The sequence below is a fragment of the Sphingomonas aracearum genome, from assembly GCF_003345355.1.
GTDB classification, from domain to species: Bacteria; Pseudomonadota; Alphaproteobacteria; order Sphingomonadales; family Sphingomonadaceae; genus Sphingomonas; species Sphingomonas aracearum.
In genome coordinates, this window is the sequence record NZ_QQNB01000002.1 from 1,021,901 (window position 1) to 1,043,631 (window position 21,731).

Sequence of the window (21,731 nt, forward strand, 5' to 3'; positions counted from 1 at the left end):
GCGCGCTCCCATCCCGTTCCTCAGAAGGACAGCCCCATCACCGTCTTCACGCCGGCAAGGCCACGCACCTCAGCGATCAGCTCCGGCGTCACCGCCTCGTCCACGGACAGCAGCAGCACCGCCTCGCCGCCCGCCTGGCGCCGGCCGAGGTGGAAGGTGCCGATGTTCACCCCCGCCTCGCCCAGCAGCGTGCCCAGGCGGCCGATGAAGCCCGGCGCATCCTCGTTGACGACATACAGCATATGGCCGGCCAGATCGGCCTCCACCTTGATGCCGAACAGCTCCACCAGACGCGGCGCCTCGTCGCCGAACAGGGTGCCGGCAACCGACCGCTCGCCGGCCTCGGTCTTCACCGAAACGCGCACCAGCGTGTGATAGTCGCTTTCGCCGCGCGTACGCACCTCGCGCACCTCCATGCCGCGCTCCTTGGCGAGCACCGGCGCGTTGACCATGTTCACCGTGTCGGTCTGGGTGCGCAGGAAGCCGGCGAGCACCGCGGAGGTGATCGGCTTCTGGTTCAGCTCGGCCGCCGCCCCTTCGGCATGGATCGAGATGCGCGCGATCGCGCCGGTGGTCAGCTGTCCGACCAGCGAGCCAAGCTTCTCGGCGAGTGCCATGTAGGGCTTGAGCCGCGGCGCCTCCTCCGCCGACAGCGACGGCATGTTGAGCGCGTTGGTGACGCCGCCGGAGACCAGGTAATCGGCCATCTGCTCGGCCACCTGGATCGCCACGTTCACCTGCGCCTCGGTGGTGGACGCGCCCAGGTGCGGCGTGGAGATGAAGTTCGGCGTGCCGAACAGCGGGCTCTCCTTCGCGGGCTCCTGCACGAACACGTCGAGCGCGGCGCCGGCGATGTGCCCCGAGTCGAGCCCTTCCTTCAGCGCCGCCTCGTCGATCAAGCCGCCGCGCGCGCAGTTGACGATGCGGACGCCCTTCTTCGTCTTGGCGAGGTTCTCGTCCGACAGGATGTTGCGGGTCTGATCGGTCAGCGGCGTGTGGAGCGTGATGAAGTCGGCGCGGGTGAGCAGCTCGTCCAGCTCCACCTTCTCCACGCCCATCTCCACCGCCCGCTCCGGCGAGAGGAACGGGTCATAGGCGACCACCTTCATGCGCAGGCCCAGCGCGCGATCGGCGACGATCGAGCCGATATTGCCCGCACCGATCAGGCCCAGCGTCTTGCCGGTCACCTCGACGCCCATGAAGCGGTTCTTTTCCCACTTGCCGGCCTGCGTCGACTTGTCCGCCTCCGGCAGGTCGCGGGCGAGCGCGAACATGAGAGCGATCGCGTGCTCGGCGGTGGTGATCGAGTTGCCGAACGGCGTGTTCATTACCACCACGCCCTTGGCGCTGGCGGCGGGGATATCGACATTGTCGACGCCGATGCCGGCGCGGCCGACCACCTTCAGGTTGGTGGCGTGCTCCAGGATATCCTTCGTCACCTTGGTGGAGGAGCGGATGGCGAGCCCGTCATAGTCGCCGATGATCGCTTTCAGCTCGTCCGGCGTCTTGCCGGTGATCTCGTCCACCTCGACCCCGCGCTCGCGGAAGATCTGGGCGGCCTTGGGGTCCATCTTGTCGGAAATCAGTACCTTGGGCATGTGTTCACCTCATGCGGAATTGGGGAGTGCTCCGGCGAAGGCGGGAGCCCGGAATCACAGAGCGCGCCTTTAGCGGCTCCGGGCTCCCGCCTGCGCGGGAGCACAAGGAAGGTCAGCCGGCCTTCGCCGTCGCAAAGGCCCAGTCGAGCCACGGCCCGAGCGCCTCAATATCGGCGGTGTCCACCGTCGCGCCGCACCAGATGCGCAGGCCCGCCGGGGCGTCGCGGTAACCGGCCACGTCGAAGGCAGCTTCCTCCTTCTCGAGGAGCGACGCCATCTTCTTGATGAGTGCCTCGTCCGCGCCCTCCACGGTCAGGCACACGCTGGTCCTGGAGCGGCTCGCCGGATCGGCGGCGAGATGGCCGAGCCAGTCGCGCTCCTCCACGATCCTGTCGAGCGCCGCGGCGTTCGCATCGGAGCGCGCGATCAGGCCACGCTCGCCGAGGCCCCTGGCCCATTCCAGCGCGAAAATCGCGTCTTCCACCGCCAGCATCGACGGCGTGTTGATCGTCTCGCCCTTGAATACGCCCTCGGCCAGCTTGCCCTTGGACACGAGGCGGAACACCTTGGGCAGCGGCCAGGCCGGGGTGTGGCTTTCCAGCCGCTCCACCGCGCGCGGGCCGAGGATCAGCACGCCGTGCCCGCCCTCGCCGCCCAGCACCTTCTGCCAGCTGAACGTCGCGACATCGATCTTCGACCAGTCGATGTCATAGGCGAACACGCCCGAGGTCGCGTCGGCGAAGGACAGGCCCTCACGATCCGCAGGGATCCACTCGGCATCGGGCACGCGCACGCCGGAGGTGGTCCCGTTCCAGGTGAACAGCACGTCGTTCGACCAGTCGACCTGCGCCAGGTCCGGCAGCTGGCCGTAATCGGCGCGGATCACCGTGGGATCGATCTTGAGCTGCTTGACCGCATCGGTCACCCAACCCTCGCCGAAGCTCTCCCAGGCAAGCGTGGTGACGGGCCGCGCGCCCAGCATGGTCCACATCGCCATCTCGAACGCGCCCGTGTCGGAACCGGGCACGATGCCGATGCGGTGCGTGTCCGGCAGGCCGAGCACCTCGCGCATCAGCTCGATCGCGTAGGCGAGCCGCGCCTTGCCGATCTTGGAACGATGCGAGCGGCCGAGCGACTCGGTGGCGAGCCTGGCGGCGTCATAGCCCGGCGGCTTGGCGCAGGGGCCGGAAGAGAAGAAGGGGCGCGCCGGCTTGGTGGCGGGCTTTTGAACGGCGGACGCACCCGTGGCGTCGGCGGCAGTCGTATCAGTCATGTCAGACTCTCCTCACAGAGAGCACGCGCGGCGTTGGGACCGCGTGGCCCGTCGGCCGCCCTATAGATTTGCCGCGCCCGGTCAACCCGCGCCAGCACGTCGTCGCATGGTTAGCGACGCGTTAACCTTTGCCCGGGTAGCACTTGGCCCATGAAGCGGATCGCCCCTGTCCTGCTCGGCATGCTCCTGTCCTCCTGCGGCGGAGGCGACAAGCCCCCGCCTCCGCGCCCGCCCGGCTCCCGGCCGGTGACGCTCAACCTGCCGACGACCAGCGACACCAGGAAGTGCTTCAAGGCGCTGGCCAGGGAGGAAATCCGCTACTCGCCGCTGCCCGATCGCGATTTCGGCGGCGGCTGCCAGGTGATCGGCGCGGTGCAGCTTGTCGACATCGGCGTGCCGGTGACCGGCATCAAGGCGATGCGCTGCGGCCTGGCCGAGGCGTTCATCGGCTGGACCCGCAACGCCGTCTACCCGGCGGCGCACCAGATCCTGGGCAGCGACGTGGTGCGGGTGGAAACGATGGGCACCTATGCCTGCCGCAACACCGTGGGCACCGCCGCCGCCTATACCCGGCTGTCCGGCCATGGCCTTGCCAATGCGGTGGACGTGTCCGGCTTCCTGCTCGCGGACGGGCGGCGGATCTCGATCCTGAACGACTGGCGTTCCTCGGACCCTCGCATTCTCGCCTTCCTTCGCATCATCCATGCCTCCGCCTGCAAGCGCTTCGGCACCGTGCTCAGCCCCAACTACAATGCGGCGCACGCCAACCACTTCCACCTGGAGGACGACGGCAAGCGGGTCTGCCGATAGAGGTTATTTGCCTTGTCATGCGCTTCCGGTAGAGGCTGGCGGATGAGCAAGGACACGCACGTACCGTCCCGCGTCTTCCCGCGGGCCCGCCAGGATGCCGAAAGCGCCCGCGAGGCGCTCTCCACGCCGCAGACCGAGAGCCCGGCCTACCGGCTCGCCTTCCAGGACATGGATTTCCTCCTGCGCGAGGATCTCCGTCCGGTCCGCTTCCAACTCGAGCTGCTGAAGCCGCAGCTGCTGCTGGACGAGGCCGGCATCGCCTCCACCTTCGTGATGTACGGCTCCGCGCGTATCCCGGAGCCGGCCAAGGCGCAGGCGCTGCTGGAGCTTGCCACGGACGACGAGTCCAGGCGCATCGCGCAGAGCCTGGTCGAGAAGTCGAAATATTACGATGTCGCCTACGAGCTCGCGCAGCTGGCCAGCGGCTTCCCCAAGGACGAGGACGGCAAGCGCCACTTCGTGGTCTGCTCGGGCGGCGGCCCCTCGATCATGGAAGCGGCCAACCGCGGCGCGGCGGAGGCCGGGCACGAGACGATCGGCCTCAACATCGTGCTGCCGCACGAACAGGCGCCCAACCCTTATGTCACGCCTTCGCTGAGTTTCCAGTTCCATTATTTCGCGCTGCGCAAGATGCACTTCCTGCTGCACGCCCGCGCGCTGGCGGCCTTCCCGGGCGGGTTCGGCACGTTCGACGAACTGTTCGAGCTGCTGACCCTGATCCAGACCGGCAAGATCCAGCCGATCCCCGTGCTGCTGTTCGGCCGCGCGTTCTGGGACAGGGTGGTGAATTTCGAGGCGCTGGTGGAGGAAGGCGTGGTCAGCCGCCGCGACCTGTCGATCTTCACCTATGTCGAGACCGCACAGGAGGCCTGGGACGTTGTGCAGGACTTCTACAAGGACCGGCCGTTCGACAACGGTGTGCCCACCGCCTGATCCCCAATCGCAGCGGGCGTGGATCGTATCCGGTACGCGCCCGCCGCATCCATCAGCGGCGCCGTCCGCGGTGCGGCTGGCGCGGGAGCGGAAACGAAAGCGGCCTTCACCTGCCCGGCTTGGTGCGGGGCGGGTGAAGGCCGATCGAACACGTTGGAAGCCGCCCGGCGGCGGCCCCGCTTACTTGGCCATGGAGGTGGGCTTTTCCGCCTCGGTCTTTGCCGCCGGATCGACGGACGGCGCGCCGGTGGCGGGCGCGGCCTTGTTCGACAGGTCGTCGGCATTGGGCTGCGCCTTGCCGCCCGGATCGGCCGGCAGGCTGCCCGGCGCCGGCGCGGCCGGCAGCGGCAGGTTGCTGCCCTGGCTGTTGAGATAGGCGATCACGTCGGCACGGTCCTTGGGGTTGGACAGGCCGGCAAAGGTCATCTTGGTGCCCGGCGCGAACTTGCGCGGGTTGGTCAGCCAGGCGTTCAGCTCGTCAAAGCCCCACTTGCCGCCATGCGCCTTCAGCGCGTCGGAAAAGGCAAAGCCCCCCTTGCCCTCGGCGATCGCCTCGCCGACGGTGGCGTACAGGTTCGGACCGATGCCGTTGGCGCCACCCTGGTTGACCGTGTGGCAGGCCGCGCACTTCTTGAACACATCGCCGCCCTTGGCCGGATCGGCCGAGGCCATCAGCGTGCCGATCGGCACCTCTGCCGCCGCCGCATCGCCGCCCGCAGCCGCCGCGGCCTCCACCGGATAGCCTTCCTTTTCGGGATGTTCCGAGCCGAAGACCATGCCCCCGACGATCGACAGGCCCAGCGCCGCGCCGCAGCCGGCGAGCACCCAGCCCGCGATCGTGTTCGTCCGATTGTCCATGTCGCCCCTGAGCTGTCGATTGTGTTTGACGGATTCCTAGCTCCTTTAGATAGCCGTTGCCCCCGCCGCAAGCGCAGCATAAGCGGCCGAACCCATGGACAATTATCCCGCTCCAGCCCGGCCGATCGTGGCCGCCATGGCCGCCGCCGCCGCCGCCGAGCCGGAGCGCGCCGTCGCGTTTCAGGGCGCGCCCGGCGCCAACTCCCACATCGCGGCGATCCAGGCCTTTCCCGATTGCCTGCCGCTGCCCTGTTTCGACTTCGCCGACGCGATCGAGGCGGTGCAGTCCGCGCGGGCCGATTGCGCGATCATTCCGATCGAGAACTCGCTGCACGGGCGGGTCGCCGACATGCACTTCCTGCTGCCCGAAAGCGGCCTTGTCATCATCGGCGAGCATTTCCTGCCGATCCGCCACGCGCTGATGGGCGTCGCGCCGCTGGAGGAGATCCGCGAGGCGGTGAGCCATCCGCAGGCGCTGGGCCAGTGCCGCCACTGGCTGCGCGCGCACGACATCCAGCCGGTCGCCTATCCGGACACGGCAGGCGCCGCCGCGCTGGTCGCCGAGCAGCGCCGGCCGGAACTCGCCGCGCTTGCTCCGGCCGCGGCGGCCGGCATCTACGGGCTCGACCTGCTGCACGACGATATCGCCGACGCCGATCACAACACCACCCGCTTCGTGGTGCTCGCCCGCGGCGGCCATGCGGCGGTCGGCGAGGGGCCGTGGATGACCACGCTCATCTTCGAGGTGAAGAACATCCCCGCCGCGCTCTATAAGGCGATGGGCGGCTTTGCGACCAACGGGGTCAACATGACCAAGCTGGAAAGCTACCAGCGCGGCGCCAGCTTCGTCGCGACAGAGTTCTACGCCGATGTGGAAGGCAAGCCCGGCGATCCCGGCCTCGACCGCGCGCTGGAGGAACTGAGCTTCCATTGCCGCTGGCTGCGGATCCTCGGCACCTACAAGCGCGCGCGCGAACGCGGTTGAGCGGGGCGCCGCGCTGGCGCCCCGATCCTCACCGGCCCGGCTTCAGCTCGCCTCGCATATCCAGCCCCGCCGCCTCGTTCTCGCCGAGCTGCGACTCCCCGGCCAGCGCGTGGTCGGGCGTGCCGAGCGTCTCGAGGTGCATCAGCCGCGTGACGAACGGCGCCGCCACCAGCGCCACCACGCCCACCCCGATCGAGAACCAGCCGATCTGGCCGTAGACGTCGAGCATCCCCTGCACGCCGCGGTTCTCCGCATCGGTCGCCTGCGCGATCTGGCCGGCGATGAAGTTGCCCGCCGCCATGGTCAGGAACCAGGTGCCCATCATCAGCCCCGTCATGCGCGGCAGCGACAGCCGCGTCATGGACGAGAGGCCCACCGGCGAGAAGCACAGCTCCGCGCAAGTGTGGAAGAAAAACAGCAGGATGATGAACATCGCCGGGGTCAGCCCGTCGCGCCCGGTGCCCGCGCCCCAGATCACGCTGAAGAAGCCTACCCCCACCAGAATCAGCCCGATGCCGAACTTCAGCGCCGCGCTCGGCTCCAGCCTGCGGCGGTTCAGGAAGGTCCACAGGCCGGCAAAGACCGGGGCGAACAGGATGATGAAGATCGAATTGACCGACTGGAACACGGAAGCCGGCACGTTCCAGCCCAGGATCACGCGGTCGACCTGCTGGTCGGTGAAGACGTTCAGGGACGAGCCCTGCTGCTCGAACAGCGCCCAGAACAGCGGGTTCAGCGCGATCAGGTACAACGCCGCCAGGATGCGCTGGAACTCCACCCGCGGCAGCGTCCGCCAGGCATGAACCAGGATATAGCCGATGGTCAGGATCAGGAACGCGATCAGCGCCATCCCGATCGCGTCCTGGTACTGGATCGCCCAGCCGATCGCGAGCACGCCGAGAGCGGCGCCGAGATAAGTGGTCCATTCGCGCGACAGGCCGGCCAGCACCGGCGCCTTCAGCGCCTCGCGCGACCGCGGTGCCCCTGCCCCGTGCAGGTCGCCCTGGAACAGCACAAAGGTGACCAGGCCCAGCAGCATGCCGATACCCGCCGCGCCGAAGCCCCAGGACCAGCCGACCCGCTCGCCCAGGATGCCGACCAGGATCGGCCCCAGGAACCCGCCGAGATTGATGCCCATGTAGAAGATGGAGAAAGCCGGGTCGCGCCGCACGTCGTCGCGGGGGTACAGCGCGCCGACCAGCACCGAGATGTTCGCCTTCAGGAACCCGGTGCCGACGATGATCGCCGCCAGCGCCATGTAGAAGCCGGTCAGGTACCCGCCCTGCGCGCCCTCCGGCCCCTCCACCAGCGCGATCAGCAGGTGGCCGAAGGCGATGAACACGCCGCCGGCCAGCACGGCGCGCCGCGCGCCCAGATAGCGGTCGGCGATTGCCCCGCCGATCACCGGCGTGATGTAGACCAGCGCGGTATAGGCGCCGTAGATGGCGTAGGCGGGCTTCTCGCCCAGCAGGAAGTGCTTGGTCAGGTAGAAGACGAGGATCGCGCGCATTCCGTAATAGGAGAACCGCTCCCACATCTCCGCGAAGAACAGCAGGAACAGCCCGCGCGGGTGGCCCAGCAGCGTTTTCGCTCCCGCCGGCACCCCGCCGCCAAATTCCCCTGCCGCCATACGCTTACGCTCCCTTTACCTTTGCGGAAAAGACTAGCGGCTGCGCGCGGCGTGTCACCAAATATCGCCCCTGCTTCGCCGGGTGGAACCATGCGCAGGCGCGCGGCAGAGCGTAGCAGCGCGCGATGCGTGTGCGGTGACGCCCCTCCCCCACCGCCTTTGGCGGCGGTCCCCCTCCCCTTGCAGGAGAGGATCGGGTAAGCCCGCCCCCATGTTCAACGACCAGACTTCGCCGCTGACCGCCCTTGCCACCCGCCGGTCCGCCAAGGCGCGCGACCTCGTCGCGCCCGGCCCCGACGCCGATCAGCTGGCGCAGATCCTCGCACTTGCCGCGCGCACGCCCGATCATGGCAAGATCGCGCCGTGGCGCTTCGTCACGGTGTCGGCGGAACAGCGAAACCGGCTCGCTTCCGTGATCGGCGACGCCTATCGCGCCGAGCGCCCCGCCGCTGGCCCCGCCGAGGTCGCCGCCATGGCGGATTTCGCCCGCCAGGCACCGCAATTGGTGGTGATGCTGTTCGTGCCCCGCACCGAAAGCCACATCCCGATATGGGAACAGGAGCTGTCGGCGGGCGCGGCGGGCATGAACCTGCTCCACGCCGCGCACGCGCTGGGCTTTGCCGGAAGCTGGCTCACCGGATGGCCGTCGTTCAACGAGACGGTGCGCGATGCCTTTGGCGCCGCGCCGGAGCGGATCGTCGGGTTCTTCTTCCTCGGCACGCCCGCCCGCCCGCTGGACGAGCGCCCCCGTCCCGACCTGACGCAGGTGATCCAGGCCTGGCCGGGCTGACATGCTGGACTCGCAGGCCGCAACGGTGTATTAAGCCAGCATGACAGCTCTGAGCGAGGACAGCCCGGTCTATCTCCGCCTGCGCGCCACGATCGCGGCGGCGATCCTGCGCGGCGACTATCGCGCGGGGGACCAGCTGCCCTCGGTGCGTGCGCTGGCCGCCGAGCACGGCGCCAATCCGCTCACCGTCGCCAAGGCCTATCAGAGCTTCCAGGACGACGGCTATGTGGAGGTCCGTCGCGGCGTCGGCATGTTCGTGCTGCCGGGCGCCGCCGATCAGCTTCGCGTCGCCGAGCGCGAGCGCTTTCTCACCGGCCAATGGCCGCGCATCCGCAGCCATATCGAGCTGCTCGGGCTGGACACCGCAACGCTGCTGGACCGCGAGACGGCCTAGACCCTGCGCTCCGTTCGTCTCGAGTAGCCATCGAGCTTGTCGAGATGGCGTGTCGAGAGGTCGCCCGGTGAGCAGCTCTCTCGATATGGGTTCTCGACAAGCTCGAACCCTACTCGATACGAACGGTGGTGGGGGGTAAGGCTCTCACACCGCGAAGGCGTCCGCCTCCACCGCATACAGCACCTCCGCGCCCGCCAGCGCGCTTGCCTTGAGGCCCAACGCCTCCGGGACGATCTGCTCGAGGTAGAAGCGCACGCAGGCCTTCTTCATGCGGCCGAAATCGTCGTTGCCCACGGCGGCGCCTTCGCGCTCCATCAGCCAGCCGCAGGTCGCCACCGAGAGCATGGTGAGGAACGGATAGCTGCCGGCGAGCTTGTCGTCCGCGTCCATGGCCTGCATCGCCCGGCCGACCTCGTCGCAGGCCGCGACCAGCTCGGCGAGCGCCGGGGACGTGGCTCCGCGCAGGTCCGCCATCAGGCCGGCGAACGCCCCGCCATTGTCCAGCGCCAGCTTGCGGCCGACCAGGTCCGCGGCCTGGATGCCGTTGGTTCCCTCGTAGATCGGGGTGATGCGGGCATCGCGGAAGAACTGCGCCGCGCCCGTCTCCTCGATGAAGCCCATGCCGCCGTGCACCTGCACGCCGAGGCTCGCCACCTCGTTGCCAAGGTCGGTGCCATGCGCCTTGGCCAGCGGCGTCAGCACCTCCAGCCGGTTCTGCGCGCCCGCCTCGCCGATCGCCGCCCGGTCCACCTGCGCCGCCGCGTAATAGACCAGAGCGCGCGCCGCCTGCGTCTGCGCCTTCATGCGGAGCAGCATGCGCCGCACGTCCGGATGCTCGATGATCGCCGCCGCGCCGGTCTTGCGTGCGCCCTGCACGCGCTCGCGGGCATAGGCGACCGCCCGCTGCGTCGCCGCCTCGGCCACCTGCACACCCTGCAGGCCGACGTTCAGCCGCGCATTGTTCATCATGGTGAACATCGCCCGCATGCCGCCGAATTCGGGCCCGATCAGCTCGCCGACGCATTCGTCGCTGTCGCCAAAGGACAGCACGCAGGTGGGCGAGGCGTGGAGGCCCATCTTGTGCTCGATGGAAACCACCCGCACGTCGTTGGAATCGCCCGGCGTGCCATCGGCGTTCAGCCGGTACTTGGGCACGAGGAAGAGCGAGATGCCGCGCGTGCCCGCCGGGGCCTCCGGTGTGCGCGCGAGCACGAGGTGAACGATGTTCGGGGCCATGTCATGGTCGCCGAACGAGATGAAGATCTTGGTGCCCTTGATGCTGTACGTGCCGTCGCCGCGCGGCGTGGCGGTGGCTCGCAGCGCACCGACATCGCTGCCCGCCTGCGGCTCGGTGAGGTTCATGGTGCCGGTCCACTCGCCGGTGGCGAGATGCGGCAGGTAGGCGGCCTGCTGCTCGGGCGTGCCATGGTGCACCAGCGCCTCGATCGCCCCCACCGTCAGCGTGGGGCAGAGCGCGAAGCCCATGTTCGCGGTGCCCAGCGTCTCCAGCACCGCGGTGGACAGCGCAAACGGCAGCCCCTGCCCGCCGAACGCCTCCGGCGCGCCGATCGTGCCCCAGCCGCCTTCCACATAGTCCTTGTACGCCTGCGGGTAGCCTTCGGGCATCACCACGCCATCGGGCGTCCATTTCGCGCCCACCGTGTCGCCGGCGCGGTTGAGCGGCGCCCACTCGCCGGCCGCGAACTGGCCGACACCCTCCAGCACGGCGTCCACCACGTCCTCGCTGGCGGCGGCAAAGCGCTCGCTGGCCGCCAGCTCGCCGATGCGCACGATCTGGTCGAGCACGAAGCGCTGCTCGGTCACGGCGGGAGTGAAGGTCATGGCGTCCTCTTATGTCTCTGCTTTCAACTCGCTATAACGCGAGTGGATGACCTCTCCAAACCTGCGCATCTTACCCTACGGCACGGCCGCGATCGCCGAGGCGGCGGCGCTGGTCGAATCGGGCGCGTGCGTCGCGGTGCCGACGGAGACGGTATATGGCCTCGCCGCCGACGCCACCAACGCCGCCGGCGTGGCCGCCATCTATGCGGCCAAAGGGCGGCCGAGTTTCAACCCGCTGATCGTGCACGTGCCCGATCTCGCCGCAGCGGAACGGATCGCGACGATGGATGCCGATGCCCGATCGCTGGCGGAGCGTTTCTGGCCCGGTCCGCTCACCCTGGTCCTGCCGCTGCGAGCCGATGCCGGGATCGCGCCCGCGGTCACCGCCGGGCTGGGCACGGTCGCGCTGCGCGTGCCGCGTCACCGCGCCATGCAGGCGCTGTTGAGAGCCACGGGCAAGCCCCTCGCCGCTCCCTCCGCCAATGCCAGCAACCATATCAGCCCGACCACGGCGGAGCACGTCGCCGCAAGCCTGGGGCCGCGCGTGCCGCTGATCGTCGACGACGGTGCGACCGCGAACGGGCTTGAATCCACCATCGTGCATGGTCGCACGGTTCTGCGCCCCGGCCCGGTCACCAGCGCCGAGCTAGCGGCCTTGTTTCCCGACACAGGCCGAGGCGCGGCCCCTCCGACCGGCGACAAGGTCACCGCCCCCGGCCAGCTCGCCAGGCATTACGCTCCGCGCAAGCCGCTGCGCCTTCACGCCGAAGCGGCCGAGCCGGACGAGTGGCTGATCGGCTTCGGCCCAATCGCCGGCGAGGACACGCTGTCCGCCGGCGGCGACCTGAACGAAGCTGCCGCCAACCTGTTCGCCGCGCTGCACCGGGCGGATGCCTCGGGCCGCCCGCGCATTGCCGTCGCACCGATCCCGCGCACCGGCATCGGCGAGGCGATCCACGACCGCCTCGCCCGCGCGGCGCATCGCTAGGCGCTGGCGACCGCCGCCTGCGCCTTGCTGCGCGCGGCAAAGCTCTTGCGCAGCTTCTGGAGCTTGGGCGGGATCACCGCCAGGCAATACGGATTGCGCTGCCCCTCGCCGTTCCAATATTCCTGGTGATAGTCCTCGGCGGGATACCAGGGGGCGTCACCCGGCTCGATCGTAGTGACGATCGCGTTCGGCCAGTTGCCCGCATTGCGCGCCATCGCCGCGCGCACTTCGGTTTCCTGCTCCGCCGAATGCGGGAAGATGGCCGAGCGATATTGCGTGCCGACATCGTTGCCCTGGCGGTTCAGCGTCGTCGGATCGTGCGTCGCGAAAAAGATGTCGAGCAGGTCGGCATAGCTCACCTGGTCGCTGTCGAACGTCAGCCGGATCGCCTCGGCATGGCCGGTGTTGCCGCCGCATACCTGCTTGTACGTCGGGTTGGGCTGGGTGCCGCCGATATAGCCGCTTTCCACCCTGGAAACGCCGATCACGTCGTTGAACACCGCCTCCGTGCACCAGAAGCAGCCGCCGGCAAAGGTTGCGGTTTCGGTCGCCATGTTGGGAAACTCCTCGAAAGATTTGTGTCCTAGATAGGAGCGCGGTGGCGCGAGGCAATCACGGCTGCTAGCGCGCAAGGCAAAGGGGATCATCATGGGCATGTCGGTTCTGGTCACGGGCGGCGCGGGTTATATCGGCAGCCATGCGGTGCTGGCGCTGCTCGATGCGGGGCATCGGGTGGTGGTGGTCGACAATCTCGTCACCGGCTTTGCCTGGGCCGTCGATCCCCGCGCCACGCTGGTCGAATGCGCGGTGGAGGACGACCGCGTGCGCGACGTGATCCGCGAGCACGGCGTGGAGGCGATCATGCATTTCGCCGGCTCCGTGGTGGTGCCGGAATCGGTGTCCGACCCGCTCAAATACTATCGCAACAACACCGCCGCCTCCCGTGCGCTGATCGAGAGCGCGGTGGTGGCCGGGTGCAAGCACTTCATCTTCTCCTCGACGGCCGCCACCTACGGCACGCCCGCCAAGGTGCCCGTCGCGGAGGGCGATCCCACCGTGCCGATCAACCCGTACGGCATGTCCAAGCTGATGACCGAGGCGATGCTGAAGGACGTCGCCGCGGCGCACCCGATCAACTATGCGGCGCTGCGCTATTTCAACGTCGCCGGCGCCGATCCGCTGGGCCGATCCGGCCAGTCCACGATCGGCGCGACGCACCTCATCAAGATCGCGGTCGAGGCGGCGATCGGCAAGCGGGGCCATGTCGGCGTCTATGGTACCGATTTCGACACCCCCGACGGCACCGGGGTGCGCGATTACATCCATGTCTCTGATCTCGCCGCCGCGCATGTCGCCGCGCTGGACCTGCTGGTAAGCGACCCGGGCAGGAGCCATACGCTGAACGCCGGCTACAATCGCGGCTTCTCCGTGCTGGAGGTGCTCGATGCGGTGGACCGCGTCACCAACATGCAGATCGAGCGCCGCATGGAAGGCCGCCGCGCCGGCGACCCTGCCGCGCTGGTGGCGGACAACAGCGCGATCCTGTCCACGCTCGCCTGGCGCCCGGCGCGCGCCGATCTCGACACCATCGTCACCGATGCCCTCGCCTGGGAGCGCAAGCTGGCCGAGCGGCAGGCCTCATGAACGCAGCCGGGGAGGCACGCCCGCAATCCACGCGGGCGTCGATCCTGATCCCGTTCGGCATCGTCACGCTCGTCTGGTCGTCCACCTGGATCGTCATCCGCGACCAGATCACCAGCGTGCCGCCGAGCTGGTCGGTCACCTACCGCTTCACCGCGGCGAGCATCGCCATGCTGCTCTACGCGCTGGCAAAAGGCGAGCGGTTGCGGCCGGACGCGCGCCAGCTCGGCTTCGCCTTCCTGGTCGGGCTGGGGCAGTTCTGCGTCAACTTCAACTTCGTCTATCGCGCCGAGGCCTATATCGCCTCCGGGCTGGTCGCGGTGGTGTTCGCGCTGATGCTGGTGCCCAATGCGCTGCTTGCCCGGATCTTCCTGGGCCAGCGGCTCGGGCGGCAGCTGCTCCTCGGCTCGGCCATCGCCATCGCCGGCATCAGCCTGTTGTTCGTGCACGAGGCGCGCGTCGACACGCACGGCCCTGCGCAGGTGCTTGCCGGCCTGGGCTTCGTCGGCCTCGCCATCCTCGGCGCGTCGGCCGGCAACGTGCTGCAGGCGACGAAGACCGCGCGCGCCTATCCGCTGATCTCGACGCTGGCCTGGTCGATGGTGATCGGCACCGGGCTGGATGCCCTGGTCGCCTGGACCCTGACGGGCCCGCCGGTGATGGAGTGGCGCGCGGCCTATATCGGCGGCATCCTCTATCTCGGCCTGATCGGCTCGGCGCTGACCTTTCCACTCTACTACGCCGTGATCCGCGTGATCGGCCCGGCCAAGGCGGCCTACTCCAACGTGCTGGTACCGGTGCTCGCTATGCTGATCTCGACCGTGTTCGAGGGGTATCGCTGGTCGACGCTGTCGGCGGCCGGCGGGCTGCTCGCGCTCGTCGGCCTCGTCATCGCGCTGACGGCACGCAGGCCGAACCGGTAGTCGGGGAAACGCGGGCGCCAGCCGAGCACGCTCTTGGCCCGGCCGTTCGCCACCCGGCGGTTCTCGGCATAGAAGGCCCGGGCCATGGGTGAGAGGCTTTCCAGGGGCACGATCGGCGGGGCCGCACGCCCGAGCAGGGCGGCGGCATAGGCGACCACCTGGTCCTGGTCGCACGGCAGGTCGTCCGCGAGATTGTACGCGCCCGCAGGCGCATGGAGGCCCGCCACCACTCCGGCGGCGAGATCGGTAACATGCACCCGGCTGAACACCTGATCGGGCAGGCCCACGCGGTGCGCCCTCCCCTCCGCCACCCGCTCCAGTGGCGAGCGGCCCGGGCCATAAATGCCGGGCAGGCGGAACACGCGCGCGCCCCGCGCCAGCCACGCGGCGTCCGCCAGATTGCGGTTCGCGCGGCGGCCGCGCACCGGCGCGCCCTCGTCCACCCAGGCACCGCTGGCATCGCCGTACACGCCGGTGGAGGACAGATAGCCGAGCCACTTGCCCGCCAGCCCGTCGCCATAAGCGTCCAGCACCGGATCGCCGTCCTCCGGCGGCACGGAAGACAGCACGTGCGTCGCCGCCCTCAGCGCCGCCCGGACGCGATCCGCGTCGCCGAAGGCGATCGATCCGTCGCGCCCGTCGCGGGTGGTACCCGCCACCGCCAGTCCCCGGGCCTCGGCTGCCCTCGCGATCCAGCGCGCGGAATAGCCGAGGCCGAAGATCAGCAGCATTGGCTCACTTGGCGCCGAAGCCGTTGTACAGCGTGCCGAAGAAGTCGCCCTTGTTCCACCGCGGCCGCTCGTCACCATCGGCGATCGCGCGGGCGATGGCGTAGTTCACCTTCACGAAGCGCACGCCCTGCGCCCAGTCGAGCAGCGGCTCCTGCCCGATCTCGTCCTGCGGCTTGTGGTATTTGGTCGCCCAGAACGCGGCCACCGCCGCCTTGCCCGGTCCCTTCTGCCCCGGCCACAGGAACACGGAGGGGATGCCCTGCTGCACGAAGCGGTAATGGTCGGAGCGGACGAAGATCGCCTGTTCCGGCTCGGGATCGGGTGACATGGTGACGCCCACCGCATTTACCGCCTTCTCCACGATCGGGCCCAGCGTGGATCGATCCGCGCCGTATACGGTCATGTCCTCGAACGCATAGGTGAGGATCGGCATGTCGAGGTTCACGTCGGCGACGATCGACTTGACCGGCACGGTCGGGTGCTTGGTGAAGTAATCGGAGCCGACCAGGCCCTTCTCCTCCCCGGTTACCGCCAGGAACAGGATCGAGCGGCGCGGCGGCCTGCCCTCCGCCTTGAAACGCTTGGCCTCCTCGATCAGCGAGGCGATGCCGACCGCATTGTCCTCGGCCCCGTTGTAGATCGCGTCGCCGTTCACCGGCCGGCCGACGCCGACATGATCGAGATGCGCGGACAGCACCACCACTTCATCCTTCAGCTTCGGATCGCTGCCGGGGATCATGCCCGCGACGTTGCTGCTCATGCCCTTTTCGAAGCTGGTCTTCAGCGACACCGCCAGCGTGCCCGGCAGGGCCACCGGCTTCAGCGACGCCTTGGGGTCCGTCGCGCGGCTGTTCACCGCATCCCACGTCGTCTTGCTGCCGGCGAACAGCTTGGCCGCCCCACTTTGCGTCAACGCGCCGAGCACCGGCACGCCCTGCTGCTCGCCCAGGCCATTGGGGTTCGCCCAGGTGACCCGCGGGCGATCCCAGCCGGCGCCCGTGGCCGCGCCTGCCCCGCGCCGACCGCCGGCACCGATGGTGATCGCACCCACCGCGCCCTTGGCCCTGGCGATGATCGCCTTGGTCTGCGCGCTCTGGAAGTGCGCGCGTTCCTCGCTCTGCCAGTCGGCGGGCGCCCCGTTCAAGAACACGACGATCTTGCCGCGCACGTCCACGCCCTTGTAGTCGTCGCGCTTGTACTGCGGCGCGACCAGGCCGTAGCCGACGAACACCACCGGCGCGTCCAGCGCCAGCGTCTCGGCGCTGGCGATCGCGCTTGGCGTATAATCCTCGCCGAACACCAGCTTCTGCGGGGCGGCGCCCTTGCGGGCCAGCACGAAATCGCCATGCTCCGCCGCCTTGTAGGTGATGAGCGGCACCTTCTGCAGGTAGCCGCCCTGATCGCCGGCGGGGCGCAGGCCGGCGGCGTAGAACTGCGCCGCGACATATTGCGCGGCGATGTCGAACTCCGGGCTGCCCGCATCGCGGCCGCGCATCTCGTCGGAGGCGAGGAACATCACGTGCGCCTTCATCGCCGCCTGGTCGTCCGGCAGGGGCGCGTTGACGATGGCGTTGATCCGCGCCTGGTCGCGCACCGGAGCGGCCGGCGTTGCGGCGGGTGCGGGGGCCGGAGCCGGCGCCGGAGCCGTTTGGGCCAGCGCGACAACCGAGACACAGGCGAGCGCCGCCGCGCCGATCGAACGGAACATGTTGAAACCCCTCCGGAAGAACTGTGCCGTTCGGTAGCACAGGGCCGGGCGCACGCAAGCGGGGCCTTTTGCCTTGGCGTGCGTTGTCGCGCATGTCACCACCGGGAACACCATGCTCGACGTCCAGAACTCGCTCGCCGCCCCGCAGGTCATTCGCCGCCAGGATTACCGCCCGCCGGACTGGCAGGTGCCGGAGGTCGCGCTGGATTTCGCGCTCGATCCCGCGGCCACCCGGGTGAAGGCGCGGCTGGAAGTGGTGCGCACGGGCGCGCACGATCGCCCTCTCGTTCTCGACGGAGACGGCCTTACGCCCCTGTCGGTGACGGTGGACGGGGTGACGATCAACGATTGGCGGCTGGAAGACGGCCGCCTCGTCGTGCCGTTGCCGGGCAGCGCGCATGTGGTGGAAACGGAAGTCGAGCTCGCGCCGGAGCGCAACACGCAACTGATGGGCCTGTATGCCAGCGGCGGCATCCTGTGCACGCAATGCGAGGCGGAGGGTTTTCGCCGGATCACCTTCTTCCCGGATCGCCCCGACGTGCTCAGCCGCTACCGCGTGCGCATGATGGCGGACAAGGCGCGCTTTCCCGTGCTGCTGGCGAATGGCGATCCGATCGCACATGGCGAGGCAGGCGAAGGCCGGCACTGGGCCGAATGGCACGATCCCTTCCCCAAGCCGAGCTACCTGTTTGCGCTCGTCGCCGGGGATCTGGCGGTCAATCGCGGCACCTTCACCACCATGTCCGGCCGCGAGGTGGAGCTCGGCATCTGGGTGCGCGCGCGCGATCTCGACCGCACGCACCATGCCTTGTCGGCGCTGAAGACCAGCATGGCCTGGGACGAGCGCACTTATGGCCGCGAATATGATCTCGACGTGTTCAACATCGTCGCGGTGGACGATTTCAACTTCGGCGCGATGGAGAACAAGGGGCTGAACATCTTCAACAGCCGCTACATCCTCGCCGATCCCGATACCGCGACCGATTACGATTACGACGCGGTGGCCGCCGTCGTCGCGCACGAATATTTCCACAACTGGTCGGGCAATCGCGTCACCTGCCGCGACTGGTTCCAGCTTTCGCTGAAGGAAGGCTTCACCGTCTATCGCGACCAGAGCTTTTCCGCCGATCAGGGATCGCCCGCGGTGAAGCGGATCGAGGACGTGCGCAGCTTGCGCGCCGCGCAGTTCCCGGAGGACGCAGGCCCCCTGGCCCATCCGATCCGTCCCGACGCCTATCTCGAGATCAGCAACTTCTACACCGCGACCATCTACAACAAGGGCGCCGAGGTGATCCGCATGATCGCCACCATCCTCGGCCCGCAGGCGTTCCGCGCCGGGTGCGACCTGTATTTCGAGCGGTTCGACGGGACGGCCGCGACCTGCGAAGATTTCGTGGCGTCGATGGAGGAGGCGAGCGGCAAGGACCTGGCGCAGTTCCGTCGCTGGTACAGCCAGGCCGGCACGCCCCGCGTCGCCGCGACGCTGACGCACGAAGGCGGCCGGGCGGAGCTGCGCCTGGCCCAGCGCGTGCCGCCAACGCCCGGGCAGGAGCACAAGGAACCGATGGTGCTGCCGCTCAAGCTGCGCCTGTTCGGGGCGGAAACCGGCCGCCCGCTGGGCGACGAACAGCTGATCCTGATGACCGACAGCACCGAGACGATCACCTTCGAAGGGGTGGGCGAGCGGCCCGTTCTGTCGTTCAATCGCGGCTTTTCGGCCCCGATCGTGGTGGAAAGCGATCGTTCGGCGGCGGACCTCGCCTTTCTCGGCCGGCACGACGACGATCCCTTCGCCCGCTATGAGGCGATGCAGCAGCTGATGCTGGATGCCCTGGTCGCCTCGGTGGCGGCCGGCAACGACTCAAGTCAGGATGGCGGCCACCAGGCGGTGCTTGCCGCGATTGCCGACACGCTGGACGACCCCGCGCTGGACCCCGCCTTTATCGCGGAAGCGGTGCTGCTGCCGTCCGAAAGCTTCATCGGGGACCAGATGGCGGTGGTCGATCCCGATGCGATCTTCCGCGCACGGGAAGCGCTGCGCCGGAATATCGGGCGCGAACTGGAGGGCCGGTGGCGGGCGGCCTATGACAGCGCCAGCGCGGCCGGCCCCTACGCCTATACGTCGGCGGCCAAGGGCCTGCGGCGGCTGCGCACCGTGGCATTGGGGTTCCTCATGGCCAGCGGCGCGGCGGACGCGGGTGCGCTCGCCTTCCGCCAGTTCGATGATGCGGACAACATGACGGATCGCCAGGGCGCGTTGGGCGCGCTTGCCGGCAGCAACGCGCCGGAACGGGTGCCGGCGCTGGACATCTTCTACAACCGCTATTCGGACAATCCGCTGGTCCTCGACAAATGGTTTTCCACCCAGGCGCTTTCCGCTCGGGACGACACGCTGGCGGCAGTGGAGGAACTCGCCCGCCATCCCGATTTCGCGCTGGCCAATCCCAATCGCGCGCGTTCGCTGATCGGGGCGTTCTCGGTCAACCAGCGGGCCTTTCATGCAGCATCGGGCGCCGGCTACCGCTTTGTCGCGGACCAGCTGATCCAGCTCGACCGCATCAATCCGCAGACCGCCGCCAAGCTCCTGCCTCCGCTCGGCCGCTGGCGCCGGTTCGACGCGGCCCGCGCCGCCCGGATGCGCGCCGAGCTGGAGCGGATCGTGAAGGCACCCGGCCTGTCCAGGGACATGTTCGAACAGGCAAGCAAGAGCCTGGCCGGCTGAACCTGCCTTGCGCGGGTCAGCCGCCCGTATAGGCCTGCCGCTCGTCTTCGGAGAGGGCGCGGATCACCCGGCATGGATTGCCGGCCGCAAAGACACCTGCCGGCACGTCGCGGGTGACCACGCTGCCGGCGCCGATCACCGTTTTGGCGCCGATCGTGACGCCCGGCAGGATCAGCGCCCCCGCGCCGACCCAGACGTCCGATCCGATCGTCACCGGCCTGCCATATTCTTCGCGCCGGCGGAGCGCGGCGTCCAGCGGGTGCATCGGCGTCAGCACCTGCGCGCCCGGGCCGAACATCGTGAAGTCGCCGATCGTCACCCGGCAGACGTCGAGCACGACGCAGTTGAAGTTGAAGAACACCCGCTCGCCAAGCTCGATGTTGCTGCCGTAATCGCAGAAGAAAGGCGGCTGGATCCACACGCTCTCGCCGCCCCTGCCGAACAGCCGGCCGCACACGTCGCGGCGCGCCGCCTCGTCCGCCTCGCGGGTCCCGTTGAGCTCCTGGCACAGGTCCCGCGCGCGCACGCGGCCCGCGACGAGTTCCGGGTCGAGCGCATCGTAGAGCTCGCCCGCGAGCATCTTCTCGCGTTCGCTGCTCATCTGCCCGCCCGCAGAGCGCCCGCAAACCCCTGGGACAGGCCGTGGTACAGCTTCTCGCGGCACACGGCGCGGCTGGCGGCGTCGGCGATGAAGGCGGTGGCGAACATCGGCAGCATCAGCCCGCGGCTGGCGGTGGTTTCCGACAGGATGATGACGGCGGTCAGCGGCGCGCGGACAACGCCGGCGAAATAGCCGACCATGCCGAGGATCACGACCGCCGAGGCGGGCTCGCCCGGGAACACCTGCCGCAACAGGTTGCCGACGCCCGCCCCTACCGCCAGCGAGGGCGCGAAGATGCCGCCCGGCAGGCCCGCCACCGCCGTCGCCAGCGTCGCGGCGAACTTGGCCGGCCCGAACCACAGCGGCGCATCCACGCCGACGATCATCGCCCGTGCCGCCGAATAGCCGGTGCCCCAGGTCAGCCCGGTGAACACGCCCAATCCCGCCACGATCAGCCCGCACATCCCCGCGAACAGCAGCGGACGCGCGCCTGCCCGATCGCCCCAGCGGTGCGCACCCGGCCGCAGCGCCAGCACCGCACGCGCGAACAGGCCGCCGCTCGCACCGCCCGCGACCCCTGCCACCGGCACCACCAGCACCGCCGCCAGGATCGGCATGTGCGCACCGATCACGCCGAAATAGACGTAATCGCCCTGTACCGACTGCGCGACCATGCCGGCGATGACGATGGCGGCGAGCACCAGCAGGGTCACCCGCTGCTCATAGGCGGAGGCCAGCTCCTCGATCGCGAAGAGGAGCCCGGCAAGCGGCGTGTTGAACGCCGCCGCCACCCCCGCCGCGCCGCCCGCGATCACCACGGGCATGCGCAGCGGCACGCGAAGCAGGCGATGCGCGACCCCCATGATCGCCGCGGCGAGCTGCACCGTCGGCCCCTCGCGACCGACCGAGGCGCCCGCTCCCACCGCGCCGACCGTCAGGAAAGCCTTGGCGATCACGGTTCGCGGCGAGATCAGCGAATGCGTCGCCGCTTCCGGGTCGGCCTGCGCGGCGATCACCTGCGGAATGCCCGAGCCGCGCGCCAGCGGCGCCACCCGCCTCGTGATCCGTACCAGGGCCACGAAGATCAGCGGTGTGGTCAGCAGCGGCAGCCAGTGCCAGCGACGGGCAAAGGCGTTGAACCACGCCCCCGCCGCATCCGCGGCCTCGGCGAACAGCGTGGCGACGACGCCGATGGCGATTGCGCCGGCCAGGATCGCCACCCGCGTGCGGAACTGCACCGAGGCCGGCCCGCTGGTGCGCAGCAGCGCGCGGTAGCGGGCGCGCGTCCAGCGGCGGCGAGAGGG

18 protein-coding genes and 1 pseudogene are annotated in these 21,731 nt (G+C 69.2%); 9 read left to right on the forward strand and 10 right to left on the reverse strand.

Annotated features, from left to right (window positions below; all coding sequences use genetic code 11):
• Positions 1–20 precede the first annotated feature (20 nt).
• Both serA and DVW87_RS12175 read right to left on the reverse strand, forming a co-directional pair.
• Positions 21–1,598, reverse strand: coding sequence for a phosphoglycerate dehydrogenase (gene serA / locus DVW87_RS12170; protein ID WP_114688005.1), 1,578 nt, complete (start codon positions 1,596–1,598; stop codon positions 21–23).
• A gap of 112 nt (positions 1,599–1,710) precedes the next feature.
• On the reverse strand, positions 1,711–2,871 hold the full coding sequence (locus DVW87_RS12175) for a phosphoserine transaminase (protein WP_114688006.1): 1,161 nt from the start codon (positions 2,869–2,871) through the stop codon (positions 1,711–1,713).
• A 150-nt stretch (positions 2,872–3,021) separates the two neighbouring features.
• Between DVW87_RS12175 and DVW87_RS12180 the strand changes: the two genes are divergently transcribed.
• Positions 3,022–3,681 carry an extensin family protein gene (locus DVW87_RS12180; RefSeq protein WP_114688007.1) on the forward strand — a complete coding sequence of 220 codons (660 nt, stop codon included), beginning with the start codon at positions 3,022–3,024 and terminating at the stop codon, positions 3,679–3,681.
• A 42-nt stretch (positions 3,682–3,723) separates the two neighbouring features.
• On the forward strand, positions 3,724–4,614 hold the full coding sequence (locus tag DVW87_RS12185; protein WP_114688008.1) for an LOG family protein: 891 nt from the start codon (positions 3,724–3,726) through the stop codon (positions 4,612–4,614).
• A 180-nt stretch (positions 4,615–4,794) separates the two neighbouring features.
• Here the strand turns inward: DVW87_RS12185 and DVW87_RS12190 are convergent, their stop codons facing one another.
• Entirely contained in the window at positions 4,795–5,472 is a 678-nt protein-coding gene (locus DVW87_RS12190) for a c-type cytochrome (protein WP_114688009.1), read from the reverse strand.
• 94 nt (positions 5,473–5,566) lie between these two features.
• Between DVW87_RS12190 and DVW87_RS12195 the strand changes: the two genes are divergently transcribed.
• A complete protein-coding gene (locus DVW87_RS12195; RefSeq protein ID WP_114688010.1) occupies positions 5,567–6,457 on the forward strand; it encodes a prephenate dehydratase in 891 nt (296 codons plus the stop codon).
• 28 nt (positions 6,458–6,485) lie between these two features.
• Here the strand turns inward: DVW87_RS12195 and DVW87_RS12200 are convergent, their stop codons facing one another.
• A complete protein-coding gene (locus tag DVW87_RS12200; protein WP_114688011.1) occupies positions 6,486–8,087 on the reverse strand; it encodes a peptide MFS transporter in 1,602 nt (533 codons plus the stop codon).
• A gap of 211 nt (positions 8,088–8,298) precedes the next feature.
• Between DVW87_RS12200 and DVW87_RS12205 the strand changes: the two genes are divergently transcribed.
• Together DVW87_RS12205 and DVW87_RS12210 are read left to right on the forward strand one after the other, a co-directional pair.
• Positions 8,299–8,877: a nitroreductase family protein gene (locus tag DVW87_RS12205; RefSeq protein WP_114688012.1), complete on the forward strand. Its 579-nt coding sequence runs from the start codon at positions 8,299–8,301 to the stop codon at positions 8,875–8,877.
• A gap of 40 nt (positions 8,878–8,917) precedes the next feature.
• Positions 8,918–9,271, forward strand: a complete 354-nt coding sequence (locus DVW87_RS12210) for a GntR family transcriptional regulator (RefSeq protein WP_114688013.1) — start codon at positions 8,918–8,920, stop codon at positions 9,269–9,271.
• Positions 9,272–9,415: 144 nt separating this feature from the next.
• Here DVW87_RS12210 and DVW87_RS12215 read toward each other — a convergent pair whose 3' ends face one another.
• Positions 9,416–11,113: an acyl-CoA dehydrogenase family protein gene (locus DVW87_RS12215; protein WP_114688014.1), complete on the reverse strand. Its 1,698-nt coding sequence runs from the start codon at positions 11,111–11,113 to the stop codon at positions 9,416–9,418.
• A 46-nt stretch (positions 11,114–11,159) separates the two neighbouring features.
• On the opposite strand from DVW87_RS12215, the gene DVW87_RS12220 reads away from it, so the two are divergent.
• Positions 11,160–12,101, forward strand: coding sequence for an L-threonylcarbamoyladenylate synthase (locus DVW87_RS12220; RefSeq protein WP_114688015.1), 942 nt, complete (start codon positions 11,160–11,162; stop codon positions 12,099–12,101).
• Here the strand turns inward: DVW87_RS12220 and msrA are convergent.
• A complete protein-coding gene (gene msrA / locus DVW87_RS12225) occupies positions 12,098–12,655 on the reverse strand; it encodes a peptide-methionine (S)-S-oxide reductase MsrA (RefSeq protein WP_114688016.1) in 558 nt (185 codons plus the stop codon). The genes DVW87_RS12220 and msrA overlap by 4 nt on opposite strands.
• A 94-nt stretch (positions 12,656–12,749) precedes the next feature.
• On the opposite strand from msrA, the gene galE reads away from it, so the two are divergent.
• Positions 12,750–13,745, forward strand: a complete 996-nt coding sequence (gene galE / locus DVW87_RS12230; RefSeq protein ID WP_420822338.1) for a UDP-glucose 4-epimerase GalE — start codon at positions 12,750–12,752, stop codon at positions 13,743–13,745.
• Positions 13,742–14,581: pseudogene (locus DVW87_RS12235) on the forward strand (DMT family transporter); the annotation flags it as partial. The gene galE and the pseudogene DVW87_RS12235, both read left to right, overlap by 4 nt.
• Here DVW87_RS12235 and DVW87_RS12240 read toward each other — a convergent pair.
• Together DVW87_RS12240 and DVW87_RS12245 are read right to left on the reverse strand one after the other, a co-directional pair.
• Complete coding sequence (locus DVW87_RS12240) at positions 14,518–15,396, reverse strand: Rossmann-fold NAD(P)-binding domain-containing protein (protein WP_338056379.1); 879 nt, start codon at positions 15,394–15,396, stop codon at positions 14,518–14,520. The pseudogene DVW87_RS12235 and the gene DVW87_RS12240 overlap by 64 nt on opposite strands.
• Positions 15,397–15,400: 4 nt before the next feature.
• Positions 15,401–17,104 carry a M28 family metallopeptidase gene (locus DVW87_RS12245; protein WP_114688019.1) on the reverse strand — a complete coding sequence of 568 codons (1,704 nt, stop codon included), beginning with the start codon at positions 17,102–17,104 and terminating at the stop codon, positions 15,401–15,403.
• 112 nt (positions 17,105–17,216) lie between these two features.
• On the opposite strand from DVW87_RS12245, the gene pepN reads away from it, so the two are divergent.
• Positions 17,217–19,826: an aminopeptidase N gene (gene pepN / locus DVW87_RS12250; RefSeq protein ID WP_114688221.1), complete on the forward strand. Its 2,610-nt coding sequence runs from the start codon at positions 17,217–17,219 to the stop codon at positions 19,824–19,826.
• 16 nt (positions 19,827–19,842) lie between these two features.
• On the opposite strand, the gene DVW87_RS12255 is transcribed toward pepN, so the two are convergent.
• Positions 19,843–20,427: a sugar O-acetyltransferase gene (locus DVW87_RS12255; RefSeq protein ID WP_114688020.1), complete on the reverse strand. Its 585-nt coding sequence runs from the start codon at positions 20,425–20,427 to the stop codon at positions 19,843–19,845.
• Positions 20,424–21,665 (reverse strand): chloride channel protein, encoded by a 1,242-nt coding sequence (locus tag DVW87_RS12260; RefSeq protein WP_239017869.1) that lies wholly within the window; start codon positions 21,663–21,665, stop codon positions 20,424–20,426. Before DVW87_RS12260 ends, DVW87_RS12255 begins: the two co-directional genes overlap by 4 nt.
• Positions 21,666–21,731 lie beyond the last annotated feature (66 nt).

What these genes read in the sequence shown, in the direction of transcription:
- DVW87_RS12180 (WP_114688007.1), top strand. Translation starts at nt 3,022, where the DNA reads ATGAAGCGGATCGCCCCTGTCCTGCTCGGCATGCTCCTGTCCTCCTGC.
- DVW87_RS12240 (WP_338056379.1), bottom strand. Translation starts at nt 15,396, where the DNA reads ATGCTGCTGATCTTCGGCCTCGGCTATTCCGCGCGCTGGATCGCGAGG.
- DVW87_RS12210 (WP_114688013.1), top strand. Translation starts at nt 8,918, where the DNA reads ATGACAGCTCTGAGCGAGGACAGCCCGGTCTATCTCCGCCTGCGCGCC.
- DVW87_RS12215 (WP_114688014.1), bottom strand. Translation starts at nt 11,113, where the DNA reads ATGACCTTCACTCCCGCCGTGACCGAGCAGCGCTTCGTGCTCGACCAG.
- DVW87_RS12190 (WP_114688009.1), bottom strand. Translation starts at nt 5,472, where the DNA reads ATGGACAATCGGACGAACACGATCGCGGGCTGGGTGCTCGCCGGCTGC.
- galE (WP_420822338.1), top strand. Translation starts at nt 12,750, where the DNA reads ATGGGCATGTCGGTTCTGGTCACGGGCGGCGCGGGTTATATCGGCAGC.
- DVW87_RS12205 (WP_114688012.1), top strand. Translation starts at nt 8,299, where the DNA reads ATGTTCAACGACCAGACTTCGCCGCTGACCGCCCTTGCCACCCGCCGG.
- DVW87_RS12245 (WP_114688019.1), bottom strand. Translation starts at nt 17,104, where the DNA reads ATGTTCCGTTCGATCGGCGCGGCGGCGCTCGCCTGTGTCTCGGTTGTC.
- DVW87_RS12185 (WP_114688008.1), top strand. Translation starts at nt 3,724, where the DNA reads ATGAGCAAGGACACGCACGTACCGTCCCGCGTCTTCCCGCGGGCCCGC.
- DVW87_RS12255 (WP_114688020.1), bottom strand. Translation starts at nt 20,427, where the DNA reads ATGAGCAGCGAACGCGAGAAGATGCTCGCGGGCGAGCTCTACGATGCG.
- msrA (WP_114688016.1), bottom strand. Translation starts at nt 12,655, where the DNA reads ATGGCGACCGAAACCGCAACCTTTGCCGGCGGCTGCTTCTGGTGCACG.
- DVW87_RS12200 (WP_114688011.1), bottom strand. Translation starts at nt 8,087, where the DNA reads ATGGCGGCAGGGGAATTTGGCGGCGGGGTGCCGGCGGGAGCGAAAACG.
- pepN (WP_114688221.1), top strand. Translation starts at nt 17,217, where the DNA reads ATGCTCGACGTCCAGAACTCGCTCGCCGCCCCGCAGGTCATTCGCCGC.
- DVW87_RS12220 (WP_114688015.1), top strand. Translation starts at nt 11,160, where the DNA reads ATGACCTCTCCAAACCTGCGCATCTTACCCTACGGCACGGCCGCGATC.
- serA (WP_114688005.1), bottom strand. Translation starts at nt 1,598, where the DNA reads ATGCCCAAGGTACTGATTTCCGACAAGATGGACCCCAAGGCCGCCCAG.
- DVW87_RS12195 (WP_114688010.1), top strand. Translation starts at nt 5,567, where the DNA reads ATGGACAATTATCCCGCTCCAGCCCGGCCGATCGTGGCCGCCATGGCC.
- DVW87_RS12175 (WP_114688006.1), bottom strand. Translation starts at nt 2,871, where the DNA reads ATGACTGATACGACTGCCGCCGACGCCACGGGTGCGTCCGCCGTTCAA.